The organism is Streptomyces sp. NPDC096046, assembly GCF_040303285.1.
Taxonomy (GTDB): Bacteria; Actinomycetota; Actinomycetes; order Streptomycetales; family Streptomycetaceae; genus Streptomyces.
Window position 1 is genome coordinate 1 of sequence record NZ_JBEOSZ010000027.1, and the last position, 19,409, is coordinate 19,409.

At 68.7% G+C, this 19,409-nt stretch carries 20 protein-coding genes and 1 pseudogene; 4 read left to right on the forward strand and 17 right to left on the reverse strand.

The annotated features are described in order from the left end of the window. Positions 1–2,937 precede the first annotated feature (2,937 nt). Positions 2,938–3,729 carry an IS5 family transposase gene (locus ABTX62_RS22910; RefSeq protein WP_352117918.1) on the forward strand — a complete coding sequence of 264 codons (792 nt, stop codon included), beginning with the start codon at positions 2,938–2,940 and terminating at the stop codon, positions 3,727–3,729. Here ABTX62_RS22910 and ABTX62_RS22915 read toward each other — a convergent pair. The 11 genes and pseudogenes from ABTX62_RS22915 to ABTX62_RS22965 form a co-directional block, all read right to left on the reverse strand. After that, on the reverse strand, positions 3,686–4,228 hold the full coding sequence (locus tag ABTX62_RS22915; RefSeq protein ID WP_352117919.1) for a hypothetical protein: 543 nt from the start codon (positions 4,226–4,228) through the stop codon (positions 3,686–3,688). The genes ABTX62_RS22910 and ABTX62_RS22915 overlap by 44 nt on opposite strands. Before the next feature lie 59 nt (positions 4,229–4,287). Beyond that, entirely contained in the window at positions 4,288–4,518 is a 231-nt protein-coding gene (locus ABTX62_RS22920) for a hypothetical protein (protein WP_352117920.1), read from the reverse strand. A 195-nt stretch (positions 4,519–4,713) separates the two neighbouring features. Further along, a pseudogene (locus tag ABTX62_RS22925) lies at positions 4,714–5,279 on the reverse strand (AAA family ATPase). Next, positions 5,276–6,076, reverse strand: a complete 801-nt coding sequence (locus tag ABTX62_RS22930) for a DUF6042 family protein (protein ID WP_352117921.1) — start codon at positions 6,074–6,076, stop codon at positions 5,276–5,278. The pseudogene ABTX62_RS22925 and the gene ABTX62_RS22930 overlap by 4 nt, the downstream one beginning before the upstream one ends. Positions 6,077–6,138: 62 nt before the next feature. Continuing rightward, complete coding sequence (locus tag ABTX62_RS22935) at positions 6,139–6,648, reverse strand: hypothetical protein (RefSeq protein WP_352117922.1); 510 nt, start codon at positions 6,646–6,648, stop codon at positions 6,139–6,141. 1 nt (position 6,649) lies between these two features. Continuing rightward, a complete protein-coding gene (locus ABTX62_RS22940) occupies positions 6,650–6,817 on the reverse strand; it encodes a GNAT family N-acetyltransferase (protein ID WP_352117923.1) in 168 nt (55 codons plus the stop codon). After that, a complete protein-coding gene (locus ABTX62_RS22945) occupies positions 6,814–7,617 on the reverse strand; it encodes a hypothetical protein (RefSeq protein ID WP_352117924.1) in 804 nt (267 codons plus the stop codon). The genes ABTX62_RS22940 and ABTX62_RS22945 overlap by 4 nt, the downstream gene beginning before the upstream one ends. Then, positions 7,614–8,519 carry a sigma factor-like helix-turn-helix DNA-binding protein gene (locus ABTX62_RS22950; RefSeq protein WP_352117925.1) on the reverse strand — a complete coding sequence of 302 codons (906 nt, stop codon included), beginning with the start codon at positions 8,517–8,519 and terminating at the stop codon, positions 7,614–7,616. The genes ABTX62_RS22945 and ABTX62_RS22950 overlap by 4 nt, the downstream gene beginning before the upstream one ends. After that, positions 8,516–8,734 carry a hypothetical protein gene (locus tag ABTX62_RS22955; RefSeq protein WP_352117926.1) on the reverse strand — a complete coding sequence of 73 codons (219 nt, stop codon included), beginning with the start codon at positions 8,732–8,734 and terminating at the stop codon, positions 8,516–8,518. The genes ABTX62_RS22950 and ABTX62_RS22955 overlap by 4 nt, the downstream gene beginning before the upstream one ends. A gap of 782 nt (positions 8,735–9,516) precedes the next feature. Further along, the gene (locus ABTX62_RS22960) at positions 9,517–9,735 is read right to left on the reverse strand and encodes a hypothetical protein (protein WP_352117927.1); all 219 of its coding nucleotides are present in this window, start codon (positions 9,733–9,735) and stop codon (positions 9,517–9,519) included. Between the two features lie 195 nt (positions 9,736–9,930). Further along, entirely contained in the window at positions 9,931–10,215 is a 285-nt protein-coding gene (locus ABTX62_RS22965; RefSeq protein WP_352117928.1) for a hypothetical protein, read from the reverse strand. A gap of 92 nt (positions 10,216–10,307) precedes the next feature. On the opposite strand from ABTX62_RS22965, the gene ABTX62_RS22970 reads away from it, so the two are divergent. Next, positions 10,308–10,571, forward strand: coding sequence for a DUF6207 family protein (locus ABTX62_RS22970; protein WP_352117929.1), 264 nt, complete (start codon positions 10,308–10,310; stop codon positions 10,569–10,571). 159 nt (positions 10,572–10,730) lie between these two features. Here ABTX62_RS22970 and ABTX62_RS22975 read toward each other — a convergent pair whose 3' ends face one another. Both ABTX62_RS22975 and ABTX62_RS22980 read right to left on the reverse strand, forming a co-directional pair. Next, the gene (locus ABTX62_RS22975) at positions 10,731–10,916 is read right to left on the reverse strand and encodes a hypothetical protein (protein ID WP_352117930.1); all 186 of its coding nucleotides are present in this window, start codon (positions 10,914–10,916) and stop codon (positions 10,731–10,733) included. Between the two features lie 837 nt (positions 10,917–11,753). Next, positions 11,754–15,047: an RHS repeat-associated core domain-containing protein gene (locus ABTX62_RS22980; protein ID WP_352117931.1), complete on the reverse strand. Its 3,294-nt coding sequence runs from the start codon at positions 15,045–15,047 to the stop codon at positions 11,754–11,756. A gap of 585 nt (positions 15,048–15,632) precedes the next feature. Between ABTX62_RS22980 and ABTX62_RS22985 the strand changes: the two genes are divergently transcribed. Continuing rightward, the gene (locus ABTX62_RS22985) at positions 15,633–15,935 is read left to right on the forward strand and encodes a hypothetical protein (protein ID WP_352117932.1); all 303 of its coding nucleotides are present in this window, start codon (positions 15,633–15,635) and stop codon (positions 15,933–15,935) included. A 457-nt stretch (positions 15,936–16,392) separates the two neighbouring features. Here ABTX62_RS22985 and ABTX62_RS22990 read toward each other — a convergent pair whose 3' ends face one another. Continuing rightward, entirely contained in the window at positions 16,393–16,800 is a 408-nt protein-coding gene (locus tag ABTX62_RS22990; protein WP_352117933.1) for a hypothetical protein, read from the reverse strand. 136 nt (positions 16,801–16,936) lie between these two features. Between ABTX62_RS22990 and ABTX62_RS22995 the strand changes: the two genes are divergently transcribed. Further along, positions 16,937–17,203, forward strand: coding sequence for a hypothetical protein (locus ABTX62_RS22995; protein ID WP_352117934.1), 267 nt, complete (start codon positions 16,937–16,939; stop codon positions 17,201–17,203). On the opposite strand, the gene ABTX62_RS23000 is transcribed toward ABTX62_RS22995, so the two are convergent. The 3 genes from ABTX62_RS23000 to ABTX62_RS23010 all read right to left on the reverse strand — a co-directional run bounded on the left by ABTX62_RS23000 (position 17,182) and on the right by ABTX62_RS23010 (position 19,222). Then, positions 17,182–17,484: a hypothetical protein gene (locus tag ABTX62_RS23000; protein WP_352117935.1), complete on the reverse strand. Its 303-nt coding sequence runs from the start codon at positions 17,482–17,484 to the stop codon at positions 17,182–17,184. The genes ABTX62_RS22995 and ABTX62_RS23000 overlap by 22 nt on opposite strands. 109 nt (positions 17,485–17,593) lie before the next feature. Then, entirely contained in the window at positions 17,594–17,878 is a 285-nt protein-coding gene (locus ABTX62_RS23005) for a hypothetical protein (protein ID WP_352117936.1), read from the reverse strand. A gap of 111 nt (positions 17,879–17,989) precedes the next feature. Further along, complete coding sequence (locus tag ABTX62_RS23010) at positions 17,990–19,222, reverse strand: replication-relaxation family protein (protein ID WP_352117937.1); 1,233 nt, start codon at positions 19,220–19,222, stop codon at positions 17,990–17,992. Positions 19,223–19,409 lie beyond the last annotated feature (187 nt).

Here is a 19,409-nt window from a genome sequence, read left to right on the forward strand (position 1 = left end):
CCGTGAGCACCCGCGGAGCGGGTATCCCAGCGCTGGCGCGCTGGGAAGCGGAATTCGCTTCGCGAATTCAAAAAAGGCGCTACGCGCCTTTCCGCTAAACCCGCTCCGCGTGTTTAGCAATTCCCGCTGCGCGGGAATTCGGATTTCCGCTGCGCTCCAATCCTGAACCCGGTCCGCTGCGCTCCCCGGGGGGCGTCCGCTGCGCTCCCGCCCAACCGGCTTCGCCGGGCACCTAGGTGAGGGTGCATCACGTCTCGGCCTGTGTAGCAACTGGGATCCTGGCCCACCACCCCGCAAGGTCGGCCCTGGGGTGCTTCCCCCGCCGAAAACTTTGGACGGATCCGCAGAACGGGCCCTACCCCTCCCCGAACTGATGCCCCCTCAGGATGCTTCAAAACGGGCGCCAGACCAACTCTGGAATCAGCCGCCATGGCCCCTGCATCAAATGATGCAGCATGTACCTTTGGCAGATCCAGTCCACACCCCTAGACCATGCTGCATCACTTGACGTGCTGTGTAGAGACTGGGATCCCACCGCACCACCCCAGGAGCTGAACGGAATCCCCTCTCTGGTCACCGCTGGCGCTCGATGTGGGTCCTTTCACCAAACTACCGTCTCGGAACTGCCTGAGTAGACGTCAGAGGTAGTAAAAGTGCATGATGCCAACTAACTAGAATAGTATACAAACCCTAAAACGCTCCAAGTAGTGCATCAGCGTTACCCAATCAGGTGATGCTCGACCGTAACGCGATTTCGCCACCCCGGCGGGGGCACCCCCAGAGCGCAGTAGGGGGCGCAAGCCACCGAACACTGGACTCGGTAAGGCGTGAGAAAGGGCGCTGATGACAGTTAAGCGAGCTCTGGCTCTTGCGGCCGTTACGGCCATGATGGCCGGTATGGCCGGTATGGCCGGTGGGCAGACGGCTGATGCTGCTGGCTCGGCCGCGCAAGGCAGTCAATCATTCACCACGCCCGGCAGGCACTTCTATACCGTGCCTAACGGTGTGCACTCGCTGACGGTTTCCGCCTGGGGAGGCGGAGGCGGCGGCGGGGGCGGGGCTGGCGGCCAGGGCGGAGGCGGAGGCGGTGGAGGCGGCAACGGCAGCGGTGTAGGCCGCGGCGACGGTGGCGGCGGAGGCGGCGCGGGCGGGGGCGGCGGAGGTGCCGGCGGGGGCGGCGGGGCCTCAGGTGGCTTCGTGTCCTGCCAGGTGTCCGTGATGCCGGGACAACAACTCGAAGTTGTCGTCGGCCAAGGCGGGACCGGCGGCAATGGCGCTCACGCCGCATGGCCCGGAGGAGCCGGCAAGGGCGGACAATCAACCTTCGGCGGCGGCACAAACGGCGGGCGCGGCCACGGAAACGACCCAGGCGAAGAAGGGGCGCGTGGTGAGGCGAGCACAGTGACCCCCAGTGGCGGACCTGGGGGGCTACTAGTTGTAGCAAGCGGTGGTAACCAGGGCACCGGTGGAACACCTACCGGCTGGGGTGGCCATGCCGGCGAGGGCGGCTATAGCGGCACCAACGATTCCCATGGATCGGGTGGAGCAGCGGGCAGCGGCGGAAAGTCCGAGAGCATGCCTGGCCAAGGAGGTCGAACCCCGAGTGCGGGCGGTTGCCCGGGTGGTTTTCAGCAAGACCAGGGCACCTCTCCCGGAGCCGCGGGTACTCGCGGCTCTGATGGGCACGGCGGGGAAAAGGGCGGCGTGACGGGGCAGTCCGGCTCGCTTCGTGCCCAGGGTGGCTACGGCGGCGCGGGCGGTGATTCGGGAACGGGCGGAGCCGGCGGAACCGGGCCCGAAAACAACGGAGTCACGTACGGCGGCGGCGGTACCGGAGGCGACGGCGGCCGTGGGGGTCACGGCGGTAACGGCGGTCACGGCGGTGTCACGCTCCGGAGCTCAGGCGAACGTTATGGAACCGATGGCCAGCCCGGAAGTGCGGACGGCACAGCAAGCGCCGCCGGCAAGAACGGACAACCGGGCGCCGTGATCATCACACCCAGCAGCACCTGAGCAGCACCACCCGACACGAGGGCCGCCGCGGTAACCAGCGACGGCCCTCACCTCCATGCCCCTCGGGCTCACGCTCATGCCTTCTGAACCGCGCAGGAGGAGGAAGAAGGGACGGCGACTGAGCTGTCTGACTCGGGGATGGAAACCCGGGCCGCGCATGTGGACCCGTGCCTGCCGGTTGGGTGCCACTCCCTCCCAGCAAGGAAAATACTCTCTAATTCGCCACCCGAGATCAATTCAGAAAGGCCAAAGAATAGGCCACTTCTTGTCTTCCTTTTCTACTTGAATAAGCTTCCGTAATTCCCTTTGCCGGGGTAGGCGGGCCGGGGCGTGGTGCCGGTCGCCGCTTCCGGCGGCGCGCAGCGCTGTCGGTGCCCGGCTCCGCGCATCGGCAAGGGGGCTCTGCCCCCGCAGCACGCGAGGGGCGCACAGCGCTCGCAGGGGCCGCGCAGCGAGGGCGGGAGCGCAGCGGACGCCCGGTGCCCCTGCCGCGTGGCAGACGGCGGCCGGTGCCGCGCCCCGGCCCACCCACCCCGCAAAAGGGACTGTCGCTGCGCCCTGCCGCCGTGCCGTGCCCTGACAAGCTGAGCTGAAGCGGTCCGCGGATCGCTGTGTGTAGCTGGTCATACGGCGATCTGGTGTGGGGTGCGGGTTTAGTAGCTGTTGTCTTTTCGATCTTGAGCAGTGGCAGTCGAACACGGGTTCCCGGTCGGGTGATCTTGCCGTGGCGGGGGCATGAGGAAGGGACCTCCTGAACAGCTCGTGGGTGTCGAATCCATAGAGCAACAGGAGGCCCCGGTGCCGCAGTCTTCCGTGTCGTTGGCCGGGCAGTCCAACTCGGCCGCTCCATCGTGTGATTGTCTCGCGCACGTGTACGGCAACGCGGCTGACCGGCCCGGGCGGCAGCGCCGGTACCCGTCGGACATGACGGACGCGGAGTGGGCTGAGGCCAGGCCGCTGCTGCCGGTGCCGGGCTGGATGCGCGGGCGGGGCGGCCGGCCGGAAGGGTATTGCCACCGCGCGCTGCTGGACGCGGTCCGGTATCTCGTGGACAACGGGATCAAGTGGCGGGCGATGCCGGCCGACTTCCCGCCGTGGGACCGGGTGTATGCCTTCTTCCGCCGCTGGCGCGACCACGCCCTGGTCAAGGAGTTCCATGACCGGCTGCGCGCGCAGGTCCGTGAGCGCCTGGGCCGGGACGCGGAGCCGACGGCGGGCGTGATCGACTCGCAGTCGGTCAAGGCGGACGCCGTCGTCGGATCGGACAGCCGTGGCTTCGACGGCGGCAAGCTGATCAACGGGCGCAAGCGGCACGTCGTGGTCGACACCCTCGGTCTGCTGCTCGGCGTCATGGTCACCGCTGCGGATGTCGGCGACCGCACCGCCGCCCAGGTGCTGCTGCACCAAGTCGCCGAGGCACACCATCGCCTGGCTCTCGTCTGGGCCGACGGCGGCTACACCGGCAGCCTCGTCGAGCACTGCCTGGCCGCGTTCGCCCTGGTCCTGGCGATCGTCAAGCGCAGCGACGACATGCGTGGCTTCGTGGTGCTGCCCAAGCGGTGGATCGTCGAGCGTCTCTTCGCCCACCTGATGCGAAGTCGCCGCCTGGCACGCGACTTCGAACGCCGCACCACCAGCGCCGAGGCGATGATCTACTGGTCGATGACGCTGCTCATGACCTGCCGCCTGGCCCGTTCACCCCGCGGGCGGGCGTGAACCGGCCCGGTGCCGGCTCGGCCAGCCAGCCGCGCGCGACCAGGCGTTTCGCCTTCGACCTCAGCGCCTCCACCCGCGCCGGAACCACGTCCATACCGAAGGCGGCGGCCATCTCCTGGCAGGTCACCGGCCCCTGCCCGAGCCGGGCACGGTCCGCGAGTACGGTGAGAATGCGCTGGTAGTCCGCCGACCACGCAAGCCCGTCATGCCACACCGGCACCTGCGACTTCGTCTTCGCCGCTTCCGGCATTGGCGATGCCGCCTTGGCCTGTCCGTCGGCGGTCGGTGCTGTCTGGCCGGCCTGGCCGTGGCCATGCCCGGTCTCGTTCTCCGGGGCAAGCACCTCGCCCACCCGCGAGCGAGCGATGGCCCATTCCTTCCAGTCCCGCTCGGCCACGGCCAGTTCGGCCTGGATGCGGTCGGCCTCCTCCCGCAGCTCGTCCACGCGACGGCGAGCGATGAGCTCGCGCTGTTCCAGCAGCCCCACGACCGACGGCATCCATGACCTCCACAGCAGTGGCGACACGACAGACCACCACTCCCACAGGATCGTCGGCCCTACGCCCGACCAGCGAAAACGCCGTCCTCAAGCCCGGAAAGACAACAGCTACTGAAGGGCACGAGCTTGAGCCCATGACTGCCAAAGGGAGTGGCGAAGCGCTTGAGTAGCACTTTGGAGATCACGTGCTGACCAACCACATGGCGATCGGCCTCGGGCCGGAGTTCCTCGATCCGGGCATCGATCTGCTGCGCCGTCACCAGCCACGGATTGGATGATCCCTCTTTCATACGCCCAGTGTGGCAATCAGGTCCGACAGGCGAGACGCATTTTCCGTCTACCCTCAGTGCGTGATCGCCCGACAGCCGTAGTCGGCAACCGTGCGACGCCAAGTTTGTCCTTGATCCACGCTCAGCATCGGATCACCTCCGGCGGCTGGCGAGCGATGTAGCGGACTGCCTGCTCAGGGGGCCGCACGCTGTCCGTCAACGGTCGATCGAACTCATCTGGTCCAGGCCGCTCTCGCGCATGATCTGCCGGACGGTGTCATCCAGAGTGCTGGCCGCGCCGATCACGGTCTCCACGGCGTCGGGCAGCAGGTCCATCTCCCGGTACCAGTCGCACAGATGGTCCTCGGTGACGTGCTTGAGGGGTACTCGGCATCCGGTTTTGTCGCATGCCGGAGCACCGTCTCCTCGAAGGGCACGTGGAGGTAGTAGCACCGTGTGACGCCCTGGTGGGCGCGCACCAGATCGTGGAGCATCGTGCCGTAGCGGGCGGCGCACAGGATGCCTTCGACGACGACGTGGAAGCCGTTGTCCAGGGCGTAGCGGGCCGTGAGGTCGATCAGGCCGATGTTGGCGCCGCCGGGCCGGTCGCGTTCGCGCAGCACAATGCGGCGCAGGTTGTCCTGGGCGACGATGGCGAGGTTGCGCCCGAACTACTCGCGCAGGCCAGCCGCGACGGACGACTTGCCCGAGGCGCTGTTGCCTCGGAGCACGATCAGGCGGGTATCGCTGGTCCCCACGGTGCCGTGCGCGGCCTCAGTCACCCGCGGCTCACCTGGATGCGATTCTCGTGGAAGTGCTCCCAGTCCATGACCAGACGGAAGCGGCGGTGGGCCTCCAGGCGCTCCGCGTCGGCCGGCTCCTCGCCGCGCTGGACACGGGCGTCGCCGGATTTCACGAGTTCCGCGAGAGCGAGCCGGACGTCGTCGACGTCCTGGCCCGTGGCTGCCCCCAGCCGGTCCAAGGAGGTGAGGGTCTCTGCCGGTTCACCCAGATCGTTGACCAGGTGGTCGATGAGGGTGTCGAGGAGCGGGCCGGTGCGCATCGTCCAGCGGATCGCGTCGAGGCGCTCGGTGAGTTCGGGGTCCAAGGGCAGCAGGTCGCCGGGCAGCGGCAGCGCAGCGGGCATCGTCCACCGGATGCCGTCCGGCGTCTCCTCGCGGCGAGCCAGGCCCCACGTCAAGTAGAGCTCGGACAGGTCCCGCACGGTGGTGGGCACCGGGAAGCCGGCGGTCGTCAGCATGGCGCTGAACTGCTCCCAGCGGGCCGCCTCGCATGCCTCGCGGCCCTCCGGCGCGGCCTCGTAGTCCCATTCCTCATCAGGCCAGGAGAAGGTGAGCGCGCCATCGAGGTCGCCGCCGATCATGTCCCAGTGCCCGCCGAAGATCTCTTGCACCAGGTCGTCCAGGGAGCCGGTGAAACCGGGCTGGCACGCCGTCCCGATCAGCATGGTCAGCGGGAAGCCCTGACGGGGCAGGACGTGCTCCCAGCCCGACACCCACCAGTCGTTGTGCATCGCCATGTCCCGGCGCGGCCCGGGAACAGACGCCTTCTCAGTCATCCGCAGCTCTTCCTCGAAACACCTCGATGCTCGCAGCGTACGCAGCGAGACGCGGCAGGTTCTCACAGACGCGCCACCCACGCCTGGTGGTACGGGGCGACGCGCAGCTGCTCGCGGAGGCGACCGCACAGCACTCCGACGCGCGTGCGGCCCTCCAGGACCTGCAGTCCGCTGTCCGCCGGGGCCAGGAGGCGGCGATCGATGAGGAGCGGCGGGCGCAGCCACGTCCCGTGCTCTTCCCAGTACCGGCCGACTTCCGGGGGCCGCACCTTGACCCAGTACACCGGGTCGGCGGCGTAGCTCTCGATGCAGCCGGCGTCGCTCTCGCCGGTCGGCATGGTGGTGAAGGCCGCAGCCGGGATCGTCTCCAGCTCCCAGGTGATGGCGCACAGATCGACGTCTCCGTAGTCGCCCACGAAGTGGCCGTTGTCGCCGTGGTCGAAGAGGAAGTCCCTCAGGACGTCGTCCGGCCATTGCAGGGCGGCCAGTGCCGGGTCGGCGCGGAAGCGGTCGAAGCTGAGGCCGCCGTCTTGGCGGCGGGCCATCAGCGGGCCGAGGTCGTTGAGCTTCATGTCAGGCACCGCTCTCCAGCGCGTACAGCTCGTAGGGGACGGTTCCGGTCTCGGTGTCTCGGTCGGCGGTGCCGATGCGGGTGAACCCGACTTTGGCCAGGACGCGGCCGGAGGCGGGGTTGTCGTTTTGGTACGGCGGGCTGACTCCGCATCCTTCCACTGCCGTCATGCTCTCTGGACGGTGTTGGCGGCGTCCGACCGGGGTGAAGTGCGCTCGCTGTCGTGTGGGCCGTGGCGAGTGGGGGCTGTGCGGCTGCGGAGCGGGTCTGCCGTGGTGAGCAGAGCGTTGATGCGGTGGGCGAATCCGGGGCCGGGCAGGGGCAGTTCGGTATCGGGCTCGCTGAGGTAGCCGGCGGTGACCACGCCGGGGATGTAGGCCATGAGGTTGGTGACCGCGGTGGACTGGGAGCGGACGGTCTGCTTGGACAGGTGGCGCAGGATTCTCAGGATGGTTGTGGTGGAGGTGCTGGTGATGCGGTGGTTGGCCGGGTGCCAGTCCCGTGTGCAGCCGGCGTCGGGCTCTTCGGCGGGTGTGGCGCTCTCGGGTGCGGGCTGGACGTCGTCTGTCTGGCGGTGCCACCAGTCGGCGGTGTCTTCTTCCCCCAGGGCCAGGTGGTGCAGGTACAGGCAGTAGGCGGCGGCGGCCTGCCCGGCGCCGGCCGCGTACTGCCACCAAAAGCGTGCGCCTTCGTCGGTGTCGGTGAGCTGCAGGACACAGGCGAGAACCAGGGCGCTGCGGGGTTCGGGGACCTGGTCGGTGACGAAGTCGGCGATCTGTGTGGGCGGGGTGTGGGTGACGAGGGTTTGGCACAGGCTGCGCAGGTCCTCGGCCGCGCCGTTGGGTGTGCTGGTGTGGGCGGGGTCGCCGGGTGGGGGCGTTCTGGTGGCGGGCGTGGGGACGATGTCGCGGGGCACGGTGCGCTCACGGACCAGGAGAGCTCTGGAGAGGAGGTCGTCGATGCGGGTCACGGGGTGTTCCCTTCGGACGGCGGCGGGCAGGTGACGCTTTCCAGGAAGCGGGTGGCGTGGCGCTCGTTGGAGCGGACGGAGGCCAGCGAGGCACCGAGGAGGGCGGAGACGCGTTCTGGGGAGAATCCGCACAGGCGGCGCAGCACCATGACGTCGAGCTGGTGGGTGGGCAGGCGGCTCATGGCGGTGAACAGTTCCAGGCTTTCGGTGAGCTGGTTGATGCAGTCGGCCGGGTTGGTGAGGGACTGCAGGGCGACCGTGTCGAAGGCGGCTCTGCTCAGCTCGGGCCGGCCGTCCAGGTGGGGGGTTCGGGTCATGACGGTGGCGCGCAGGACGTTCCAGGCGAAGCGGCGGGTGTCGTGGCTGGCGAGGGCGTCGTTCCAGGACAGCCAGAGGATGTCGAAGGTGTCGGACACGGCGGTGTCGCGCTGGTCGTCGTCGAGGAAGACCTGGGCGTAGAGGAGGTAGTCGCCCTCCACCAGTTCGCGGAAGGCTTGGTGGTCCAAGGGGGAAGGGGTGTCGTCGGTGGTCGTCACGGTGGTGCCCTGGGTGCAGCGTTCGACCCACTCGCTGCTCTTGTGCGCCTCGAAGGCGGCCTGGCGCCACAGCCGGTACAGGGGCCAGCTGGGCATGTCCAGTTCGACGGCCAGCAGCAGGACGATTTCCCAGCGCGGATAGAGGCCGACGCCGCGCAACAGTTCGGAGATCTTGGACTTGGCGAAACTGACCCGGCTGCTGAGCTCGCTGAGGGTCAGCCCGCTGGCGAGGTAGGCGCCTCGCATGGGCTCCAGCCACGCCCGGTGCGCGCTGCCGACGGTGGCCCCGATCGGCCCGAGTTTGCGGCCTCGGCGTGCGGCGGCGGATCTGTCGGGAGGCGGGGGCGGCTCGGTGGGGGTGGTCACGGGGCGTCGTCCTCCTTGTCCGCGGCCGCGTCCGGGCGGTTGCCGTCGCCGGGCGCGGTGTGGGGGCGGACGATGTGGACGATCTGCTGGACGGTCAGGGCGAGGGCCGGGGCGAGCGCGGCTACGGCGGCCGTCTGGCCGGTGGCCACCATCACCCCGCTCCAGGCGAACACCGTCGCTGTGACCGAGATGACCACTATCGGTCGGGTCTTCATGAATACCGCCACTTTCTTGGGGAGGTCAGCCTTCTTGAGGCCGGCGGCCCATCCGGAAAGGCCACCGGCACCCCGGGGCAGGCGGGTGCCAGCCGCTCCGCCGGGGAGGGCAACCAGCATGGCCAGAGCGGCAGTTGCTACGCCACGTGATCAAGGAATCACGGAACAATGACGATCACGGGCGGACGTCGTGAGCGGCAGCGACCCGAGAGGCAAGTCGGCGCGCTGAAGGGTGGAAGTTCCGAGTTCTCCTTGCAATTGCACGCCGAAAACGGGTCAATGGAACAAGACGCCGTTGGGTGTCGGCCTTCCATCCGGAAGGGCCCGCCCCTGTGCCGAAGTTGGGGGACGCGGGCATCGCCGCTCTCGCCTGGCCAGCCAAAGAGGCCAGGCGAGAGCGCAACGGTCCCATGCAGGACACAGCGACCGTAGAGCACGGCACTGACATCCCGAACAGCCTCGCTGCCCCCGCGCAGCAGCTGCTCATCGCCGTTCACGCCGATCAGCCTTGCAGCCGCCCACCGACAACGCGGGCTTGCCCACGTGATCGGTTCACCGCAGCTTGCCCGGGACAGATACGGAAGCGGGAGAGCCAGCCGCCAGCCTTCTGCTGACGCGAGACGCCCACGTCTGACACGGAGCCGGCCAGTCACAAACACCGGAGCGAGACAGCTGCCGGCGCTCCCCGCTCGCGGTGCTGGCGAGCCAGGCCGCCGTGGCGTGACGTCGACGGGCACCGTTCGTTGAACGGGTCTACGGAGTCAGGGGAGGGGAGAGAGGTGTCAGCGTGCCGGGACCGTGCCCGCCAAGTCGCTGCCCGCGCTGGTGGAGTGGACGCTCACCGAGGGCATGTGAGCTGCGGTGATCGGGACGACGTTGGAATCGTTCGCGGCACTGTTCACGGCACTGGATTCCGGGCCGCCCGGCAGGCGTTCAGCACCCCTTGTCCAGGTCGGGCGCGGCTCCGGCTCGGGCTGCCGGGCGCTGCTGATGTACGTCATGACAAGGCTCCTCACGCAGGTGACGCGGGGGTCCGGATGGAAGTCCCCCGTCACTTGCTAGAGGTGTGGCGAAAGTCGACGGTGTGACACTCCGCTGAGTGCCGTTACCGAGCCGTGATCGTCAGGCAGGCGCGGCGCAGAGCTCGCCGACGGCGGCGAGCGGGTGCTCGCGAAGCTGGCCGCAGAACTCGTAGGTCAGCCGCCGGCCACGAGCTCCGGGTGGCGTGCCGACTTCTTCACGTCCGCCTCGACCTGGTGGCGTGGTATGCCCTGCTCCTTGGCGTGTTCCGTGACTGCGGCCTGGACGTCGGCGGCAAGGTCGCGCCAGGCCCGCCAAGCGGTCGACCACGATGCCTGCTGATCATCGGTCCAGGCGGTTCGGGTCGGTGGACCGTACTGGTCCTGGAGCTGTTCGACGGTTGTGTGTGCCTCATCGGCGACGTACTGCATCTGCACGAGTTCTTCGAAGGTATGTGCCACGTGCAGAGATCGTAAGGTGCTGCCGCCGCGGACACGGCCCGGTTCCACGCGGGGTCGCGTGCAGGCGTCATGCCGGGCCTCTACTCGGTCGGGTGAAGAAGGCGAGACTGGGAAACCCCGGCGACCGCTCACGCGTCGTGCCGGGCATGAAGCCGATCAACGAAGCACACGTGGCAGAACCGGGCCTGGCCGTGGTGGAGGTCGCAGCCTCCGATGACGAAACTGCCTTCGCCGTCCAGGAACTGCTCGCCGCACGATGCGCGATCGCACCGGCGGACCGTACAACACGGGAGCCCGGCGAGCCCGGCGTACGGCTGCGCTGCTTCTTGGACCTGCACCAGGAACCCGACTCGTAGCGCTGGAGGCGACCAGCCATGATCCGCTGACCAGCCGTGGTCGGCGCCATAGTCCGCTTGGGGTGGATCAGCGCGATGACCGTCTCGTTTTATTCAGTCGTGAGCCCGACACCGCCTCCTCGCCGCCCGCGACGGCCGCGCGGACGGCGAGGAGTCTGGTCACTTCTTCTTGGCCTTGCTGCGGACCCCGATGGTCCACATGCCGAGCGACGCCACTCCAAGGGCTGCCACGATGAGCGGTAGGGCCTTGTTCGATCCCTCTGCCATGAGGCCTTGCAGCAGCGCGAGCAGGGTGACGACCGCGACCACGGACAGAAAGATGCTCATCTTGACTTTGTTGCTCATGGTTTAACGTGCCCTTCCGTCACGGATCAGCCGTAACTGATGAGGTCGGCGTTGTTGTAACCGAGGAAGCCTCCGACGGCGCAACTGCCCACGACCGCGGCCGCCGTGTCCCACGGGCCGGCCATGATGCCGGCAGTGGCGATGATGCCGGTTTCACCCGCAGCGCCGAAGACGCCATGACGGTCGCTCGTTCGATGAAGCAGGCAGAGGGACGAGTTCGGGCGAGCGAGGCGAGGAGAAGCGACGTGCAGCAGGTACGGAGAGTGCCGGTGCCCAGCGGGGGCGGCACGCTCGCCGTCCCGCCGGCCGCTGGTGCGAACTCACGCGGTGCGCGGGGGAAAACGCGGCCGCGGTGCCGTGACTTTGGACGCGGGCTGAGGACCGGGCCGCCTGCCGGGGGCGGCGCGCGGCGCAGGTTCGCGGTTGCGGGGCGGGGGCCGGGTCGGCGGCCACCATCTTCGATGCAGCCCGGCCCGGCCAGCGTCTACTCAGGCGGCCTCGGGGGCAGAGGTGAAGGAGGTGGAGGTGGGGGATACGAAGATGATGGAGGCGAAGGTGCAGCGCCCTTAGGGTTACGAACCAACAGCAAGGGAAACAAGAAACCCGTCACTGCTCCTGCGACTGCACCGATCGCCCCGACTATGGCAAAGTCCCAGCCAAGTCCGGAGTCAAACAACTGCGGCGGTCCGGCCACAATGAACCCGAAAATACTCGTGACGAGTGCCCCGCGCCGACGCCGCCGCGCGCTGTGGTGATTCCTTTTCATGGGGCATGCTCCTCTCTCTTTGCTAAAGGGACCGCGCAGGATCTCGCGCGGTCCCCTACCGCACGGTGTCTCTACCTCAGAAAGCGTCCCACCCACGAGCCAGCCGGGCTGGAGCCGAGGGCCCCCCACAAGGCGCCGTTCATAAAGGCATCCGCCCGCTCCTCGTTGTTCCCCCCGGCAAGGGCAGTTCCGATGGATGCCCCGGAGCCTGAGCCCAGACCGACCAGCGCTACTCCGGCCACAACGCATCCGATACCTGTCGAGCAGACCGCGGCCGTGGCTGCCACACCGAGAACACCCCCAGCAAACGCTCCGAGACCTTCGCCGATGTCAGGCCATCCGAACAGTCCGGACGGGTCGGTGTTGTTGATGGGGTCGCCGCTGGCGTAGAGGTAGGGGTTCGCCTCTTGCCCCGACGGGTCCGGTTGGGTGAAGCGGCCGAGGGACGGGTCGTAGTAGCGGTGGCCCATCTTGTAGAGGCCTGTGGGGTCGAGGTAGGCGCCGGTGTAGCGGTGGGGCTGGGGCATGGCCTCGGTGGTGGTGCCGCGGGGCAGGCCGGTGGGGCCGTAGGCGTAGGTGTGGGTGCGCTTGCCCGCGTCGTCGACGAGGCCGAGGACGTTGCCGGTGGCGTCGGTGAGGTAGTAGTAGGACTTCCCCCCAGCCGTCATGGAGTTCAGAGTGCCCGCCGGTTCGCGGATGAATCCGGTGTCCACGCCGTTCGTTGTCGTGGAGGCCAGACCGAGCGCGGTGTGGTGGAACCACGTCGAACCCAGCTTCGTGCGCTCCGAGTTGTCCGTGCCCGCGTGGACCGCGTCGTAGAACTTGCCACCCGCCGTGATGCCGGACATCTGGCTGTAGTCCGTCCAGGACTCGCCCGTGCGGGCCGTGGTGCTCGCGCCTGCCGTCTCGTTGCCGAGCTTGTCGTAGGACCAGCCGGTGGTGGAGCCGTTCTTGCCGGTCAGTTCGCTCGCGTCGTCGTAGGTGTAGGTGGTGCCGCCGGGGCAGGCGTTCTTGCTGCCGTCCTGGCTGGTGAGGTTGCCGGCCCTGTCCCAGCAGTACAGCCACGACGCCTTGCGGGCACCCGCAGAGTCGGCTTCCAGGGCGTAGCGCAGGCGGTCCTGGGAGTCGTAGTCGTAGGTGGTCTTGTACTTGGTGAGGTTGTCGGTGCGGGTGCGGATCTTGGTGGTGTCCTTGCCCGCGGAGTTCTTGTAGCTGTAAGCCAGGTCGATCAGCGTCGTCGTCCCGGAGGTGGTCTTGACGGCTTCGGGGCGGCCGTTGTCGTCGATGCCGACGACTTGTGTCGTGCCGCCGGGGTAGACGGTCTTGGTGCGCTTGTCGTTCTCGTTGTAGTCGAAGTCGGTCTTCTTGCCGTCCGGGGCGGTCAGGTAGTCCAGGCGGCCGGCTTTGTCCCAGGTGTAGTCGGTCTTGCCGGTCGGGTCGGTGTAGTAGTCGACGTCGCCGCCCGGGGTGTAGGCCAGCGCGGTCTGGGCACCGTTCTGCAGGGTGCGGACGCTTTCGCGGTTGAGCTTGTCGTAGTGCCACCCGGTGGTGCCGGAGGCGTCGGTGCGGGTCTTGACGTTGCCGTCGCCGTCGTAGGAGTAGGTGACCGTGGCGTTGGTGGAGGACACCTTCGTCACGCGGTCGCGGTTGTCGTAGACGTAGACCGTCTTGATGCCGCGTCCGTCGGTGACGGTCTCCACCCGGCCCAGCGCGTCGTAGGTGTAGTCCGTTTTGCCCAGCGGCGCCGGCGGGGTGACCGTCTTGAGGTTGCCCTTGGTGTCGTACGCGAAGGAGGTGACCTTGCTGTTGCCGTCCTTGGCGGTGCAGCGCTGGCCCTCGAAGCCGCCGCAGGTCGGGGTGTCCTTGTTGTAGGTGTACTCGCGGGTGCCGCCTGCGGTGCCGGAGGTGGTCACCGACATGGTGTTGCCGTTGGTGTCGTACTTGAAGGTGTCCTTGCGGCCGTCCGCGGAGGTGAAGTCGTTGGGCAGATCGATGCCGGCGACGGTCTGATATGCCGTCACGGACGCCGTCGCACCGAGCGGCAGCTTCTGGGAGATGGCGTTGTTACGGCCGTCCCAGCCGTAGGTGGTGGTGTTGCCGCCGGTGCCGTCCGCGCCCGTGCCCATCGCGTCGATCGCGGTCTGGGTGAGGTGGTTGGTGTACTTGGCGTGGCGGGAGTGGCCCAGGGCGTCGGTGACCTTGGTGACCTCGCCGTCCGCGTTGTGCAGGTACTTCGTGGCGTCGTCGTCGGGGTCGGTGACCGTGGTGGTGCCCGCATCGGAGGGGGTCGCGGCCGTGTAGTCGTAGCGCCAGGTCGGACCGATGTGGCCGCCGCCCGTCACGTCGGTGGCGCGCTGCAGGGACCTGACGCGGTTGTGGGCGTCGTAGGTGAACAGCGTGACGGTGTCCTCGGGCGTGGTCACCTTCGTCAGGCGGCGGGAGGAGTCGTACGCGTAGGTGGTGGCCTTGCCATCGGTGTCGGTGACCTTCGCGAGGTTGCCCGCCGGGTCCAGGTCGAACACGGCCGTGCGGCCCGTGTGGTCCTTGGCCTGCCACTGGCTGGCGTCGGTCTTGACCAGGTCGATCCAGCGGCCCGAGCGGGTCTCGGTGAGCTTGAAGCCCTTGTGCTCGCTGCCCTCGTCGTGCTGGTCGACGGTGATCGTGCCGTCGTTCTTGTCTGTGACCTTCGTCAGTGTGCCGTGCTCGTCGTAGGTGTCCTTCGTGCCCGACTTGCGGTCGGTCAGCGTGTAGGTGCCGTCCGCGTTCTTCTTCAGGTCCTTGGAGTAGCCCGTCGGGGTGGTGTAGCCGCCGGTGGACGTCTCCTTGAACCGCAGGGCCTCACCCGTGGCGTCGTAGACGACCGCCTCCCCGTCGCCGGCCTGGAGGTAGCGCTCGTAGGCCTGCCACCAGCGCTGCGACACCTTCCCCCAGGGCGCCTCAAGGGAGTTGTACGTACGGGCCAGTTGCAGCTTCTGGCCGACGCCTGCGATGTCGAAGTCCGTCGCGGCGAGCATCAGGTTGCCGTTGGAGACGTTCACCCGCGCCACCAGCGCGTCGTTCAAGCGCGTGTCGATGATCCGGTGCCAGGGCACCTCACCCTGACCCTCCGGAACGAACGGCGTGGCCTCGGCAGCGGCCCCAGCACGCTGGGCATCGGTCTTGCCGCCCGTACGGGCCCGCTGCGCCGCCCGCCAGGCGGCGATCTCGGCGGACGGCTTGGCCTCAGCCTCCGAGTCCGGTGCTTTGACCGACCCGGTCGGCGTCGCCGGAGCCTCCACCTTGGTCGGCTTCGTCCACGGACTCTCCGGCTCCGGCAGCTCCGGCTTCGGTGCAGCCGCCAGACCGGGCGCCGCGGCGATTACCACGGCGGCCGTGGTGATCGCCGCGACGAGAGCGGTTCTGTGCGTTCTCCGAGCACGCCGAAACGACGTGCTTCCAGCACGTAAATGCATCAGCTTCCCCCCACAGGAAGTCAGACAGACAGTCAGAACCGGTGACCCACACGGTCACCTCGGCCACACAAGCTGCCAGAGGAAACGCACAAACGTGCGGGCCGTGCCCCCCAACACTCATCCCATGCGGGCCGGAATCAGCCTCGCCGCTTCGACTGGTCGAATGGGGACACAGTGGGGCAATGCAGCACCACTCGAAGTAGGAATTGTCAATTCCGTTGCCAATTTAGACGGACACACTGACCGGAACGCTTCGACTGCATCTCAATCAGTGCATTCCGTCTGACTACTGACTGCTTTTCGGCCAGGTTCAGACTTAGTCGAGATGTACAGAGAGAGCGCTTACCAGCCCTTGAACGCAAAACCACACCGGAACAACTTGCCTCAGAGACGGCAGGCAGCTGGCGGGGCTGTTAGGGGCACAACTTCACTCCATGCACACTTACCGCGTCCGGCACCTTTCGACGCCGTCCACGCCCTGTGAAGGACTCCCCCGCGATGAGTGAACCGGGCAGAACCCTGCCCTCCCGCCGCACCAACACTGCTTCCGACCGGCTCGCCCGAGCAGTCCGGTACGCCGGCCGCCTCACGTGCTGGAGCCTGGCCACCGGTATGACCACAGCCGCCACCGACCTGGTCCTCGAACCACAGACCACCTGGTGGACCGCGCTCTGGCCCATCCCCTGGTACCTCACCGGCCTGTCCCTCCCCCTCTGGGCGGTCCTACGTGCCCGCGAGAAAGCCGCCCACCAACCCGACGAAGACGACGACTCCCCCGGGCACTTGGAAAAGGCCGCCTGACCGGCTCGGGCCACCGCGGCGTCAAACCGCACCGCGCACTTGCGCCGCTGCTGGTCGCCTGACGCTCGCGCCGGTACACCGCCACGGCCCCGGCGGGCCGAACCGCGGCCGATCGCGATGTCGCCCTGCTGCGGCGAAAACCCTGGGACCGAACGTGTTCGGCGACCTGCTACCTGACCTGGAGCGACTGCTCACACCCCGGGTGTGGCACGCCATGTGGCCGGCACGCATCGACAACAAGATCGCCGAACTCCAGCGGCGAGAAGCCGAACGGGAACACGGCCAACGCGGCCGGCCCGCCAGGCCGGAGCGGATCGCCCAGCTCGGCATCGGCACCGCACACCCACCCGTCCAGGTCCACGCCGACGACTGCTACGCCGCAGACAACCACCGCCGCCCCATTCGTGGCCGCAGACCCGGCCCGCGCAGCAGCTGCTCATCGCCGCTGCGGCTGCCGCTACTCGGTGGTGTGCTCAGGGTCCGGCAGTTGGGGCGGGAAGTGGCGCTCCAGGATCTCCACCCACCGGTGCAGGACCACGAAGCCGGTGGTGTCGGCCTGCGCCTGGACCAGCTCGGTCAGGGCGTCGACGAACGGCTGGGCGGGGTTGTCCGGCGGCAGGGTTTCGGCAGCCTGCTTCAGCCGCTCGTGCACGGTCGGGAAGAGCTCCTTGGCCCACTCGTCCTGTTCCTTGATACGCCGCGAGCCTGCCTCCAAGCTGATCTGCATGACGGTCCACTCCGGACAGTCGGAGGTGTGCCAGATCTCGTACGGCGTGCCGCCCGCGACGCGGACGTTCTCCCGGGCGGGGCCCGCTGTGCAGTCCGGGCACAGTTCGCCCGGCGTCTCCGCGAAGCCGTTCTTCATCTTTCGCTCCCTCCGCCTGGAAGGTCACGAGCCTGCCACGGAAGATCACGCGGTGACCAGGGCTTTGCCGCGATGCCTTCGCACGAGGCAGGGGCAGGGGTGGCCTTGCGCGGGGTCGGTCGTCCAGGGTGGGGCGATGAGCGCACTGCGACCCGGTGACATCACCGACGAGATGATCCAGGCCATGAACGCGGCCAAGCGGCAGGGACTGCAGAAGGATCTGCGCGCCCTCGCCGCCAACATCCGCGCCGACGCCGAAGGCCGCTACGACAGCGCGGAACCCGGGTGGCGGGCCGGAGTCGAGTGGACGCTGCTGTGGATCGAGAACACCGCCGCCCAACTGACCGAGGGCAGGCCGGGCGCCGGGTCCGGCGGCCGGGGTCAGGGCGTGTCGCCGGAGTAGTGGAAGCGGCACACCACACCAGGGCCGCTCCCCGGACGCGGGTCGTCGGGGCGCGGGTCGTACAGCGCCCGGCCGCCGGGCCACCGCCCCAGCTCGGTCATCAGGGCGACGCCGTCGTCTATCTCTTCCGGCCGCCAGCCCGTGATGTCGAGCAGCAGCCCGTCCAGCGGCCCGCCGACCAACGCCGCGTACGTCCGGTGCGGCAGCGGGCCCGGGTTGGGGGCGTCGTGGTCGCGGCCGTACACCCGGCCGCGCAGCAGCTGCTCGTCATCGGCGTTCATCCGACCAGCCTCCCAGCCACCGCCGACAGCGGAAGGCCGGCGGCGACCGGAAGTCCGGCCTCTCCCGTCCTGCGGGAGAGGCCGGAGGTGCGCTCCCGCAGGGCGGGCGTCAGGCGCAGGGCAGCCGGTCGGGGGCGGGCCAGTCGATGCGCACCCCACGGCGGATCAGCGCGGTGAGGCTGTCGACCTGGCACGTGAGCGGCTGCTCCTGGGTGAAGCGGCGCAGCGCCCGGTAGACGCCGTCGCGCAGCTGGCCGTCGGTCAGCGTGGACGCCCGCTCCTGCAGATCGTCGAGGAGTTGCCCGGCGCGGGCCGCGCGGGACAGCGCGGCGTCGGCGAGCGGCCCTTCGGCGAAGCCGTTGCGGACGTACAGGCCGGGCTCGATGAAGGTCATGGTGACGGTCCTTTCCGCCTGGCCCCGCTGGTCTCCTGGCTGGAGACGCGGTCGCGGGACCGAGCGGGCGGGAACGTAGAGCACCGGCCCCGTTAGCGTCGCGTCCTGCGTCTACCGGCGACGCCCGAACAGGCCGCGGCCCTTCTTCGCGTCCGCTTCGGCTGCCTCCCGCACTGCGGCCTCCTCTGCCTCTCTGCGCGCAGCGCGCTCAGCCTCCGCGCGGTCGACGTCCTCCTTCCAGCACGGCCCGCACAGGTTGTCTCCGGTGCTTCGCCATGAGGTCTGGATGACCGACTGCCAGCGTTCGTCGGTGAACTTCGCCCCGCACCGGGTGCACGCCGGCCGCTGCGCCTCGCGCTCCGCGGCCTTGCGTTCCGCCTGCCGCCGGCGGGACTCCTCTTCCTCCATCCGGTAGAGCCGCTCGCCGTCCGGGTTGTCCAGGGCCTCGCTCAGCGTCTGCCACTCCTCGCGCCCGAGCCGCCGCCACACCCTGCCCGCTGCCCCGGCCGGGTCGGCGGTGATCCGCTCCAGCTCGGTGACGACCACGGGCACCGCCCGGTGGTAGTCGACGGCCGTGAACCCGGCCCACGGGTATGGGGTGCCGGCGAAGTAGCGGCGGGCGGCCTGCTCCAGGCGCCGCATCCGGCTCTCGCGCTGCGCGGCCGTCTTCCCCGTGAACACGAAGGCCACCGGTACGTAGCCCTCCCGCCCGGTCGCCGGGTAGATCCGCGACCACAGCCGGAAGTCGTGCACCGCCGCACCCTGCCGCCGGGCGGCCTTCTCCTTGTCCTTGTCGGCCTTCGGCGCCAAGAGCTCGAACCAGTCGCTGTAGCGGCGCAGCTTCGCCGTCAGGTCGTCGACGGGCTCGTTGACGCGGTCGACCTCCAGGAGCATCGCGGGCACCCCGGCGTCCGGGGCGCGCATCGTCAGGTCGGCGTACTGGGTGTACCCGTACGGCAGGCGGTGGGCGATCTCGGTCTGCCAGGACAGCGGCGTGCCGTAGCCGGCCCCGGTGAGGACCGCGGCGGTCATCGTGACGGCGGCCGCGTGTTCGTCGTAGCCCTCGCCGGTGACCGGCTCGCCGTCGTCGTCGAACTCGAGCTTGCGCAGCGCGGAGATGCGGACGTTCCCCGGCAGCAGCTGCTTGGCTTCCTTGTGTCCTCGCTCGGTGAGCACCCATAGCTGGTGGTTCGACTCCAGCCGCGTCTCCACCCGGACCTTCCCGTCGTCCTTGAGGGCGTTGAGGGTGTCCCTGGTGCACCGGTCGTGCCGGTCGCCGGGGCGCAGCATCCGCCACAGGTGTTCAGCGGTAGCCCTCTGGAAGATCCCCAGAGCCTTCAGCACTTCCTTCTTCCTGGTGTGGGTTGGCTTCCATGTCTGCTTCAAAGACTTAGAAGGGTTGTCGAACGGGTCGCGGGACCTTGACTTCCGGGGTTGACCTGCGGACTCGCGCCGGGCAGGTGAAGCGGCCGTGGAGGGGGCGATGGAGGGGCCCGTGGAGGGGGCCTGCGGGGCCTGGTCCGCGTCGACG